Raw genomic sequence first — 11,910 nt, 5'->3', positions numbered from 1 at the left:
AAGCAAAGCCTCACTTTTCACAGCCGTCGGCGCGGTGGCCGCGATCCATAGTCATCGCGATAGGAGTTGGGGAGGAGGAGCTGCCGGCCCACCTCCCAAGGATCGTGTTTCTGGACCTTGCCTTATTTCACGCCGAAGACGGCTTCATCGCCGCTCAGCGATTCGAGTCCGCCGGCGGTCAAAACCGAAGGCATACTCGCCCCGACGCACCCGATATCGTCCTGATAAAGGCAGGGGCACACGTGGAAACACATTCCTTCTTCAAGGACTGCATCATGGTTTCGGCGGATCGCCATGACATTGTCCTCGCCCCAGCCGGGTGGGAAGGAGGCGCCGATGCTATAGGCCGGCCGCGTGACCATCCATTCACCAAAGCCTCGACGCTCGATCACGCTCTCAAAGATGCGAGCCGCATCGTGCGACGTCATGCCCGGACGAACCCGCGCATACCCTTCGTCGAGGGCTTCCCTGCAGACATCGAACATGCGGCGAACCCGGGCGGACGGCTCACCAATCGAATAGAACCGGAATACCGGCGTGTGATAGTCATGGACCGAAGCTGCCGGCTCGATGTTGACCAGCTCACCGCGCGAGATCGGTGCCCCGCACCACGTGACGTGGGCACGGGCCGTGCGTGGTCCGGCGCAGACATTCGGCATCTGGGCAACACGATGGCTGCCGTTGGCCAGGAGACTGTTGGTCACGACCGCAGCCAGCTCGCTGTCGGTCATCCCTTCGTGCAGCGCCTCGAAGCCGTCTCGGCAGGATTGAGCGGCAATCCGGCCCGCCTGACGCATCAGTTCAATTTCGGCGGGACTCTTGATGCGACGCAGGTGCTCGACCAGACCCGATGCATTGAGAATGGCATCGTTGTTCGAACGCACGAAGCCGCGCAGGGCCGCCTGCACATTCCCGTACTCGACCGCAATGACGGCTTTGCCAGGAACAAAGTCGGCAATGGTATGGTCAAGAACTGTCGCGTAATCCTGTCCGTCCATCACCCCAACACCCTCATCGGCCCATATCTGGCTCTTGAGAGCCCGAATGTTGCTGAGTTCCGTCAGGCGCATCACCCAGATGGCCTTGCCGTCCGCCCGAACGATGAGAGACGTTGCGCCGTAGGCAAGCGATCCGAAGCCGGTCAGATAGTACATGTTCTCGGTCGAGTTCAGGACACAGGCATCGATGCCACGGTCAGCCATCAGTTGTCGCAGGGCATCTCTGCGCGCCAGGTATTCCCCGGGCTGGAAGGGCAAACGATCGAAGTCGGCAAGCATGTTCAGACCCGCATCTAAAGTGAGAATGGGAAGAAAGGCTGCACTCCCGCGCAGCCTTCTACGATTGCATCAGTCGCTCTTCTTGAGGTTCCAGAACACCGGGACATCCTGCGTCACCAACACATCCGAAACCTTGTTCGAGAAGGCAACGAATGTATTCCACTGACCGAGCGGGATATGATGACCGGTCTCGAAGGCACGACCGGAATACTCCGCCGCCACAGCCTTCTGGGCGTCGAGACCGTCAGCGAGGGCCCACTTCAGGCGAAGGTCCTCCAGCGTCTTGTCACATGGCCAGCCAAAGATGCCTTTCTCGCAGGCGGCAGAGAACGTGATGCTCCAGACCGGATTGGCGGCCACCTGCCCTCCGACATAGGAGTGCAGCAGATTCCAACCCCCCTTGTCGGCAGGCTCCCTGGAATTGCGGCGCTTCAGCACTGTGGCCCAATCCATGGCCTGCACATCGACTTTCAGACCGATGTCCCGCATCGCCTGAACTGTTACAACAGTTTCCGGATGGACGATGCTCTCATCAGTCGGGTCGAGAATGACGATCGGCTTGGAGAAATCCCAGCCTGCCTCCTGAAACAGCGCTTTTGCCTTTTTCGGATCAGGCGCTTTCAGTGCAGCGAGCCCAGCATCGGTCTCCATCGGGCTGCCGCAAATGAAGAAGGACGCGCATGTCTTGTAGTAGTCTGGATTGCCGTTGACTGCCTGGAGATATGCCTCCTGGTTCGTCAACCAGAACATAGCCTGCCGCACCTTAGGATTGTCGAAGGGTGGAAGCGTATGGTTGAAGAACAGCAGGCCCTGCGTCCCGGTCGCGTTGACGACCTTCGTAGTCAGATTCCCGGCAGCCTCGATCACCGGAAGCAGATCGAGCGAAGGGCTCTGCCAGAAGTCGATCTCACCGCTCATGAGAGCTGATAGAGCCGTTTGCTGATCCTTGATGATATTCCATTCTACGCGGTCGAACTTTGCCGCCTTGGCGCCGGCCAACCCGCTGGCCGGCTCTGACCGCGGAACATAATCAGCGAACTTTTCATAGACGACCTTGCTGCCGGGGACCCACCTGTCCTTGGCGAACTTGTAAGGACCGGAGCCGACGTATTCCTGAATTTCCTTGAAGGGGTCGGTTTCGGCAATCCGCTTCGGCATCATGAAGGGAACATTCGACGCGACCTTGCTGAAGGATTCAAGCACGATCCCGTATGGCTCCTTGAACTCCAGCTCGAAGGTCTTGTCGTCGACAACGCGCATCTCCTTGAGCTGCCGCGCCATTAACTGGCCCGCGGCATCGCGAGCCTGCCAGCGCTTCAACGAGGCGACGCAATCCTCTGCCTTGACGGGCTGGCCATCGTGCCATTTCAGGCTGTCGCGCAGGGTGAAGCGATAGGTCATCTTATCGGCCGACACCTGCAGATCCTTGACCATCTGTGGTCGGGGCTGAAAGTGCTCATCCAACGCATAGAGGGTGTCGTAGATCATGAAGCCGTGCATCTTGACGATGTCGGCTGTCGAACCCATCGGGTCGAGCACCTGAAGGTCGGCGCTGGGCACGATCCTCAGGGTCGTTTCGGCCGATGCGGCACCCAAGCCGCAAGCGAAGACGGCGAATGCCAGCAGCGTTTGGCATGTTGTCTTGAATGGATTCATCATGAGTGTCATTCCCTCTTCGGTATTGTGGAGTCAGGTCAGAACTGCTTGCTTCTCCCCTTTGCCGGGGATCGATGCGAACAGCTCCCGTGTGTAGGCGTGAGCGGGCGACGCGAAGATCGAGGACACAGCCCCCTGCTCGACAACCGAGCCGCGATGCATGACGATCAGGCGATCGCAAATCTGCGCGGCGACACGCAGATCGTGAGTGATGAAGAGAATGGCCAGATCGAGCCGCTTCTGAAGATCGTCGATAAGTCGTAACACCTGAGCCTGCACCGAGACGTCAAGGGCCGAGACAGCCTCATCGGCGACGAGGATTTCCGGCTCCATGGCAAGTGCGCGGGCGATCGAGATGCGTTGCCGCTGGCCGCCTGAAAACTGGTGCGGATACCGATCGACTGCCGTTGGGTCGAGTCCCACTAGCGCCATCAGTTCTCGTGCACGTTCCATGGCCTCCGTACGCGGTTGCCCGAAGTTCATCGGCCCTTCGATGATCGATTCCCCCACCGTGCGGCGCGGATTAAGGGATCGATAGGGGTCTTGGAAAATGATCTGGATGCGTTGGTAGAAAGGCCTGCCGCCGGCGCTTGCCCCAAGCGTGACTTTCCCCGACGAAGGGTCGATCAATTGCATGATGCAGCGTGCGAGTGTCGATTTCCCCGAACCCGACTCGCCGATGACGCCGAGCGTTTCGCCGCGTCGGAGCGAGAGCGACGTCTCCTGCAGCGCGTGAACGACGCGCTTGCCCTGAAAGAGGCCGCCACTGTGATAGATCTTGGTGACACCCTCGACTTTGAGAGCGACTTCACCTGTGACGACGTGATCGCTTCGGGCAGGCTCTAGGGTGGGCACCGCGTCGATCAGCATGCGGGTATAGTCCGAGCACGGCCGGTTCAGCACGACGTCGGCGGGCCCCTCCTCGACGACCTTTCCAGATCTCATGACCACGACACGGTCGGCGATCTCCCGCACCACGCCGATATCATGGGTGATGAAAAGCACGCCCATGCCTCGATCGCGCTGCAGGTCTCGAATCTGCGACAGGATTTGCGCCTGCGTCGTGACATCGAGCGCGGTGGTCGGCTCGTCGGCGATCAAAAGGCGCGGTTTCAGGATCAGCGCGGCGGCGATGAGAACGCGCTGACGCTGGCCGCCGGACAGCTGATGCGGAAAGGCATGGTACAGCCGTTCTGGGTCGGGCAGGCGGACCTCTTCCATGGCGGCGATCACGCGGGCACGACGTTCCTTTCGCGATAGGGTCAGATGCGTGCGCAGGACCTCGTCGATCTGTTCGCCAACCTTCTGAACCGGATTGAGCGCCGTCATCGGTTCCTGGAAGATCATCCCGATGCCCCGCCCCCGCAGATCTCGCATCTGTGCCGGTGTCGCTGTCGTAACGTCCTTGCCTTCGAACATGATTCGCCCGGACACGTTGCGGAAGACTTTGGGCAACAGGCCCATGACGGCTTGCGCGGTGATGGATTTTCCGGAGCCGGATTCACCAACGACGCAAACGATCTCACCTGCAGAGACAGAGAGCGAGATGCCGTCAACCGCGAAGCCGCGATCTCCACCTCCAGGCAAAGGGATGGCAAGGTCGGAGATCTCGAGGATCGAGAATGGCGGTTTCATCAGCAAGTCTCACATCCTTTTTGCGATACGAGGATCGAGCGTGTCGCGTAGCCCGTCTCCGAGAAGATTGATGCCAAGAACCGTCAGGGCCAAGAAAAGGCTCGGCAGGAAGACGAGGCGTGGTGCAACCTGGAAGAAGGTCCGGCCTTCTGAGATCATGTTGCCCCAACTTGGGATTTCAGGTGGTAACCCCGTTCCGAGAAAGCTGAGGCCCGCTTCGATCAGGATCGCCGACGCGCAGATGTAAGTACCGAGGACCATCAGCGGCGCAGTCGTGCTGGGCAGGATATGACGCCAGAGAAGTTTGGGCGTCGATGTCCCCACAGTCTTGGCAGCTTCGACGAAGGGCTCCTCGCGCACGGTCAACACGACGCTGCGCACCAACCGGACAACACGCGGAATTTCCGGGATCGTCAGGGCGACGATGACAGTTGCGACGTTGGCGCGCGTCAGGGATACCAAGGCGATCGCCAGCAGGAAGGTCGGAATCGCCATCAGGCCGTCCATGATGCGCATGACCACAGCGTCGACCCAGCGGAAGTAACCGGTCACAAGTCCGATGGCGACGCCGCCGATCAGTGCTGCGGCGGCGACACAGAGCCCGATGAGAATGGAACTGCGTGCGCCATAAATTGCACGGCTATAGACATCGCGGCCGTACAGGTCGGTGCCGAACCAGGCGAGTTCCGAGGGTGGTTTCAGGCGCATGCTCGGAGCAATACGGCTCGGATCGACGGTGCCGAGAAGCGGCGCGAGGACCGCCACAAGGATGATCATCGTGACGAGCAGCCCGCCGATGAAGACAGAGGGATGGAGCAAGAACGGCGGCGGCCAGCGCTTGGTGGAGACCGACGCGAGGGGAGGCGAAGCAAGATTGGTCATTAGTAGCGCACCCTTGGATCGAGGAAGGCGTAACCGATGTCGATCGCCAGGTTGATGAGAACGTATGTCCCGGAAAACATCAGGATGATGCCCTGAATGACCGGGTAGTCGCGCTTCAGAATGGCATCGACAACCAGCCGTCCAACACCGGGAATGTTGAACACGGTTTCGATCACCACGACGCCGCTGATCAGGAGTGCGACGCCGATGCCGATGACGGTCAGGATCGGTATGGCGGAATTGCGCAACGCATGCCTGGTCACAACGATACGCTCTTTCACGCCTTTGGCCCGCGCAGTGCGAATGAAATCCTCGCCCATCATTTCCAGGACGCTCGCCCGGGTGATGCGCGCGATCAGCACCAGGTAGGCAAGCCCCATCGTCATCGTCGGCAGCGCGATGGTGGACAGGAAAGGACCAATTCCCTGCCTGATGCTGGAGAAGCCTTGAACCGGCAGGATGCGCAGTTGGAGCGAGAAGACATAGATGAGGCAGTAGCCCAGCACGAAAGCGGGGATTGAGAAGCCGAGGACAGACACAAGCATCAACGACCGGTCTAACCAGCTCCCCGCAGTGGCCCCTGCGATCGTTCCGAGGGGAACGGCAATCACGACCGCGAAAAAGAGAGTCGTCAGGGCAAGGGAGACTGTCGGCTCAAGGCGCTGCAGGATGAGGTCCGTCACGGGGATCTTTGAGAAGATCGAAATCCCGAGATCTCCCTGGAGGAGGGAACCAGCCCATATGAAAAACTGGGTGACCAACGGCTGGTCCAGGCCGAGTGACACGCGGATCCGCTCGATTGCCGCGGCGTCGGCATTGTCGCCCGCGATGACGACGGCAGGATCACCAGGGCTTAGCCGCAAGAGCATGAAGACCACGATCGCCACGACCACGATCACGGGAATCAAGCTCAGCACCCTCTTGGCGATGAAGGCAAGCATGCAATTCCTCCGACTCAGTGAATGCAATTATTGTATGCATTTCTCGGAAAACCTTGCATACAATGACCGAGCCCGTAAAGGGGCTTTTGTGGCTAAGCTGGCATTTTCATGGAAGAATATGAGCTAAAGCCTCCTATGGGTCAGACCGCAAAGCTCCTATGCAGCCGAATTGCTGGACACAGACAATATTTGTATGCAATTCGAGGGATGGCTTGGCGTTGGAGATTGTAAAATGGCACAGAAAGGGAGGGACGGGGGTGGCCGCTCCCAGGCTGTTCATCGCGCCCTGAAACGGGCGATCCTCGATCAGGCCCTGTCACCCGGAACAAAGCTTCCAGAGGATTCAATCGGCGAGCGGTTGGGCGTCAGCCGGACACTCGTCCGCGAAGCACTGGTTCGCCTAAGCGAGGAGGGATTGGTCGACTTGCGCCCGAACAAGGGGGCGGTAGTTGCGCGGCCAACTCTGGAGGAAGGCCGGAACCTATTTTTGACCCGAATGGCGCTGGAGCGCCTTGTCGTGGAAACACTTTCGGGTAGGTTAATGCAAGAGCAAATTGATGCGCTTTCCACCCATATTCGAGCCGAGGAAGCTGCCAAGACGGAGCATGCAGCTTCCATTCGGCTGGCAGGCGAGTTCCATACGCTCCTTGCACAAATGACACATAATGCCAGCCTTATCCGCTACGTGAACGAGCTGGTTGCCCGCAGCTCGCTGATCCTCGCTCTTTATGGCAGACCACATTCGTCCGAATGCGCCGTATCGGAGCATCAAGACCTTCTCGACAAGCTGGTCGCCGGCAAGACTGACGAGGCGGTTACGCTCATGCGACACCATCTCGACTCGATAACGACACGCGCCTTGCTCCCAACAGACGACGGTCGAAGCATCAAAGATGTTTTATCTGCATACGCAGCCGCTGAAGGTTTAGCGTAGCGGCAGACATCGCATAATGCCTTGGCTATTGTTCCCCCACGACAACACGCTCGTAACAAGCCACCAGGACAAGTTGATCGCAGGCGCGCCGGTCTCGGAAAATTGGGGTACGATACCACCCACAGGTTGAGCGCACCGGCCTAGCCATGTTACCGAGAGCCAGGTCGGTCCCATCCTTTGGAGAGCAGCCATCGAGGGGCTTGGTAGAGCATTAGCGTCTGCTATCTGGCAGCTATCCTGGGGTCGACCATGGCCGCGTCGATCCTCCGAACTCGTGGAGTGACCAATCATCTCCTGCCGCTCGCGGCGGGGTTCAAGAAGCGGGGTCAGGCGGACCCATCCGCTGATCGAACCCGCGCTTGCCGCCGAGGACTGGCACACGATCAAGCCGGCCTGGGGCAGCGACGACACGCCGGCATGGCGCGGCCACGGTACCCGGATGGCCGGCGTCGGCCTGTATGGCGATCTGGTGCCAGTACTGGCTGGAGGCGATCCTGTCCCATTGCCATTTCGGCTTGAAAGCGTCCGCATCCTTCCGCCCGCGGATGGGCCAACGAACCGGAACTCTATGGTGCGATAACCGGCGAAGCGATCGCCCGCGCCGAGGTCCAGGCGCCGAACCGGCGCCGCGCCATTGCGATGGCTATCACCAGCGCTAACCCCGCGCGCGGAAGGCCGACATCATGGTCGGCCGCAGTCGATCAGCTCTGTTTCGAGGAAGAGCAGCGACGTCTGATCATTCTGTCGGCCGGCAATATCGGTGACGACCTCGTGCCGGCCGATCATCTGACGCGGAACGATCTGGAGGCGGTCGATGACCCCGCCCAGGCTTGGAACGCGCTGACGGTCGGCGCATTCACGGAGAAGGTCGACATCATTGATCCCGCCTTCGCGGGCTATGCGGCGATCGCGGCGGCGGGTGAGCTCTCTCCGCGCAGCCGCACGTCGGTCGTGTGGGGCCGGCAGTGGCCAGTGAAGCCCGACGTTGTCTTCGAGGGCGGTAATCTCGCTCATGACGGGACATTGCCGGGTGAAGCGATCGATGACTTGCAGATCCTGACCACCCACTTTCGTCCCGAGCTGCGCCACTTCACGACCCTCGGCGATACGAGCGCGGCGACAGCGCATGCGGCCCGCATGGCGGGACAGATATTGTCGGCGCGCCCGGGATTGTGGCCTGAAACGGTGCGTGCGCTGATCGTCCACTCGGCCGAGTGGACCCCTGCAATGCGCGTCCGTATCGATGGGTGCAACGGCGCGAAGGGCCAACTCCAGGCGTTGGTGCGCCGCTACGGGTACGGTGTGCCAGATCTGGGGCGCGCGCTCCTGTCGACGGTGAATGACCTGACGCTCATTGTCGAAGACGAGTTGCAGCCCTTTCAGCGAGAGGGCGGGTCGGCCGCAAAGACCCGCGACATGAAGTTGCATCGCTTGCCTTGGCCGAGGGAGCAGCTCGGTGCCCTTGGCGCGGCACAGGTTGAGCTCCGCGCGACGTTGTCATATTTCGTTGAGCCCAATCCTGGCGAAAGGGGATGGACGCGCCGGCATCGCTACGCGTCGCATGGCCTGCGGTTCAGAGTGAAGGCGGCAACCGAGACAGTCGACGAGTTCCGCGCCCGCATCAACCAAGCTGCTCGCGACGAGGAGGAAGGGGCTCCCGCCGGAGGCGGAGAGGAGTGGCTGCTCGGCACGTTTCGCGATCGCGGCTCACTGCATGCCGACTTCTGGTCCGGCAGCGCCGCCGATCTTGCCGAACGTGATGCGATCGGGGTGTTCCCGGTCGGCGGCTGGTGGAAGGAGAAACCTTACCTTGAACGCTTCGACGCGCGAGCGCGATACGCCCTGGTCGTGACGATTCGGGCGCCCGGCTCGAACGTTGACATCTTCACGCCTGTGGAAGTGGCCGTAGCTGTCCAAACGGCGATCGAGACGTGATCGTCGTGTCTGCGGCAGGTGACCGCGGCAAGTGCAGGGGGTGCAGACGGGATCTCGTGGCGCCAGGTCGGCGGGAGGGCGTCCAGAATTGGATTAACGGGGCGCGCGCTTCCAGACCGAGCGCGTCTTTGACCTCAGCGTAGGCGCCACGAGGCTGACGCGGCGCCTACGGAACCGGCTCAATGAGCCGGCCGGCGATCGTAGGGATCGAATTTGTGGATGAGTTCGAGGTCGTCGCCGTCGTCGAGTTCGTCGGAGGGCCCTTATTAGTCGCCGGACTTTATGACCGTGACCGGGACCATCAGGGTGCGGGTGAGCTGGAAGGCGTGGTTCTGGACAATGGAAAGATCGTGCGACATTTTTGAAGGCTCTATCCGGAGCAGGCCAATTCCCGCTCGATGGCTCCTTGAAGGACCGGCTCCGGGCGCGATCACCGGGATGCGAAGCCGGACGGCCGCAGCTTGCTAGCGGACCCCTTGCGGGTTGATTGTAGAAGATTCGAAGCTGGGTCAGGACGCCTGTAGCTCTCTTCGACGTGGCCGCCTAACCTGAGGTCATCTCCGGCAGTTTCTTGACCTACGTCGGGGTTTGCAACGGAACCCGCTCAAGCGCATGATCAGTCCAACGCGTGGCTTTTAGACCATGGAAACCGCCGCCGCGACCCTGACGGGCTTTGAAATCATGTGCATGATCCGCCATGGTCATTGCATCCAGCGGAAACGTCAGGCGACAGGCAAAATCTGTCTCATTGAGAAGTTCTTCGGACTTGCAGCTTAAAAGGCCATTGAACTGGGTTCGTTATGCCCTTTTCAAGTACTGCAACAGTGCCACGCGATGAACCAAACTCTACGGCGCGTCGCGCTTACATTCCCAGTGTTCGGTGGTGAGGAAAGCGGATTGCTGGCAGTGGATGCAGACCCTCCACAGTTTATCGCCTTTGCGGCTGAAAGCTCTCCGGCCGCTTGTCCTGGCGGCCCGCTTTGAGCACCTCGCATTCGCCTTCATCCAGTTTGTCGCCACGTCTGTCATCCATTGCTCGCACGGTTATACCTTGCGGGCCGATTTCAAGGAGGTTTGCGAAGTGCGTCACACTCATTGCTACGGAGTCCATGCGGTCGGCATGCATTAAGGCGTCCCTCGCCCCGTCACGGTCTAGCGCACCGGCTCCTATAGACCACAACGGGACCGATGGCCGTGAACATGGCGTACATCTGCCGGCGAGAGACTTTCGGCTGATCCCAAAGGCTCCCCACCGCTTTGCCCACGAGAACAACCACCATTCCCACAAGAGGCAAGATGATGGCTATTGATATGATCCATTCGATTTCACGCTAAGGAGGTCTCGCATCCAGACACGGGCTACGCGCTGGAGGCGTCCTGCCAACTATGACATCTCTCTAGGAAAGTGTGGGCCACCAGTGGCGATGAAACAGGCGAGCACTTAACCGGCACCCCTGTTGGGACCTAGGTTCTTGAGCTCTCACAAATATTAATGGTCTGTCTGCTACTGACGTGCAGTCTTCAACGCCGAGACGCCGAGTCTCTTAGAGAAGAACGTCGGAGCCTGCATTGAGATGTCGGTTCGATAACTCACGACGTAGAATCAAGGGCATAACGCCCAGCCGCTTGGAACCAGGGCTTTACTTGCGAATTGATTCGGCATTTTGCGCTAAATGATTCTGCCTAAACGAGTTTTCCAACGGATAATCGATCTATTGTGAATGGATTCTTGACGCGCGACTCCACAGCCAACTCAGAATCGGGCAATCCTCGTATCGCTACGAGTATCATGGGTGGACGAAATGGCTGATGCAGGGAGTCGAAAGCGGGCTCAACGTCTCCGTCAAACCCGCCGCGAGCGGGGAGACCGGGAAACCAATGTTTGGCTTCCGCGGGAAATCGGCACTGCGATCGACGAAGCAGTCGAGCGCGGGCTCTTCCCCTCTCGCCAAGTCGCCATCGCCCATGCTCTCGAAGCAGCCTTCGTCCGGAAGGAGATGAAGATCGTGACGTAAACCAGGCAAAGCAAAAGGCCCACGAAGCTGGAAACTTCGAGGGCCTTTGGAGACCACCGCGAGGGTGGGCATTCGGAACGTTTTGCAACCTCCTTATGCCATCCCGACAAACTGACTGTCAAGAGCATCGGTTTCGGTGAGCACTCCCGCTTTGCCCTCAACATGGAGGGTACGATGCAGCTTGCATCGTCAGGAGGCCGGCGGCTGAGACATGCCGCTCTGGCCGGAAGGAAGCTTGCGCTCGAAAACGGGCGTACCGTAACACGAAAAGAACTCTCTGCGGCAGCCCGGGATGCCGGCAAGGCCCTCGAGCTCAGGCCGGCCCAGCGCGCGGTCCTGTCCGAGCTCGTGGCCTGCTGGGGCGAGCAGGAGTGGGAGCGGCTGCTGGTCTGGCCGTCCAACGATTATCTCATAACCCGCACCGGCCTGACCGAGCGGGCGATCCGGCGCATCCTGCGCCAGCTCGTCGACTTGCAGCTCGTCACCCCTAAGGACTCGCCCAACGGCAAGCGCTTTGCCGTCAAGGACCTGGCCGGGCAGGTGGTCGACGCCTTCGGGTTCGATCTGACCCCGGTCTATGCCCGGCGCGGCGACTGGGCGGTCATGCTTCTCGAGCAGAAGCAGCTGCGCGAGGT

At 60.2% G+C, this 11,910-nt stretch carries 12 protein-coding genes; 6 read left to right on the top strand and 6 right to left on the bottom strand.

Annotation, left to right across the window (positions count from 1 at the left end; translation table 11 throughout):
• Positions 1 to 122 precede the first annotated feature (122 nt).
• From JKL46_RS25670 to JKL46_RS25650, 5 genes are all read right to left on the bottom strand, one after another.
• Positions 123 to 1,277, bottom strand: coding sequence for a M24 family metallopeptidase (locus tag JKL46_RS25670; RefSeq protein ID WP_201838648.1), 1,155 nt, complete (start codon positions 1,275 to 1,277; stop codon positions 123 to 125).
• A 69-nt stretch (positions 1,278 to 1,346) separates the two neighbouring features.
• A complete protein-coding gene (locus JKL46_RS25665; RefSeq protein ID WP_201838646.1) occupies positions 1,347 to 2,936 on the bottom strand; it encodes an ABC transporter substrate-binding protein in 1,590 nt (529 codons plus the stop codon).
• Positions 2,937 to 2,966: 30 nt separating this feature from the next.
• Entirely contained in the window at positions 2,967 to 4,568 is a 1,602-nt protein-coding gene (locus tag JKL46_RS25660) for an ABC transporter ATP-binding protein (RefSeq protein WP_201838645.1), read from the bottom strand.
• Between the two features lie 9 nt (positions 4,569 to 4,577).
• Positions 4,578 to 5,450, bottom strand: coding sequence for an ABC transporter permease (locus tag JKL46_RS25655; protein ID WP_201838644.1), 873 nt, complete (start codon positions 5,448 to 5,450; stop codon positions 4,578 to 4,580).
• Positions 5,450 to 6,391 (bottom strand): ABC transporter permease, encoded by a 942-nt coding sequence (locus JKL46_RS25650; RefSeq protein ID WP_201838643.1) that lies wholly within the window; start codon positions 6,389 to 6,391, stop codon positions 5,450 to 5,452. The genes JKL46_RS25655 and JKL46_RS25650 overlap by 1 nt, the downstream gene beginning before the upstream one ends.
• Before the next feature lie 232 nt (positions 6,392 to 6,623).
• Between JKL46_RS25650 and JKL46_RS25645 the strand changes: the two genes are divergently transcribed.
• From JKL46_RS25645 to JKL46_RS36635, 4 genes are all read left to right on the top strand, one after another.
• On the top strand, positions 6,624 to 7,325 hold the full coding sequence (locus JKL46_RS25645; protein WP_201838642.1) for a GntR family transcriptional regulator: 702 nt from the start codon (positions 6,624 to 6,626) through the stop codon (positions 7,323 to 7,325).
• 286 nt (positions 7,326 to 7,611) lie between these two features.
• Positions 7,612 to 7,905 (top strand): S8 family serine peptidase, encoded by a 294-nt coding sequence (locus tag JKL46_RS37195; RefSeq protein ID WP_343074124.1) that lies wholly within the window; start codon positions 7,612 to 7,614, stop codon positions 7,903 to 7,905.
• Positions 7,902 to 9,260, top strand: coding sequence for a S8 family peptidase (locus tag JKL46_RS25640; RefSeq protein ID WP_343074123.1), 1,359 nt, complete (start codon positions 7,902 to 7,904; stop codon positions 9,258 to 9,260). Before JKL46_RS37195 ends, JKL46_RS25640 begins: the two co-directional genes overlap by 4 nt.
• Before the next feature lie 182 nt (positions 9,261 to 9,442).
• Positions 9,443 to 9,625, top strand: coding sequence for a hypothetical protein (locus JKL46_RS36635; protein ID WP_201838641.1), 183 nt, complete (start codon positions 9,443 to 9,445; stop codon positions 9,623 to 9,625).
• Between the two features lie 563 nt (positions 9,626 to 10,188).
• Here the strand turns inward: JKL46_RS36635 and JKL46_RS25630 are convergent.
• Positions 10,189 to 10,386 carry a hypothetical protein gene (locus JKL46_RS25630; RefSeq protein WP_201838640.1) on the bottom strand — a complete coding sequence of 66 codons (198 nt, stop codon included), beginning with the start codon at positions 10,384 to 10,386 and terminating at the stop codon, positions 10,189 to 10,191.
• A gap of 676 nt (positions 10,387 to 11,062) precedes the next feature.
• Between JKL46_RS25630 and JKL46_RS25625 the strand changes: the two genes are divergently transcribed.
• Complete coding sequence (locus tag JKL46_RS25625; protein ID WP_210381468.1) at positions 11,063 to 11,275, top strand: hypothetical protein; 213 nt, start codon at positions 11,063 to 11,065, stop codon at positions 11,273 to 11,275.
• Positions 11,276 to 11,449: 174 nt separating this feature from the next.
• Positions 11,450 to 11,910: helix-turn-helix domain-containing protein (locus JKL46_RS25620; protein WP_201838637.1), on the top strand; the 461-nt coding region annotated here is incomplete at its 3' end.

The organism is Microvirga zambiensis WSM3693 (assembly GCF_016735695.1).
Classification (GTDB): Bacteria; Pseudomonadota; Alphaproteobacteria; order Rhizobiales; family Beijerinckiaceae; genus Microvirga; species Microvirga zambiensis.
Note: the sequence above shows the minus strand (reverse complement) of the source record. Positions and strands in the feature narration are given on the sequence as shown.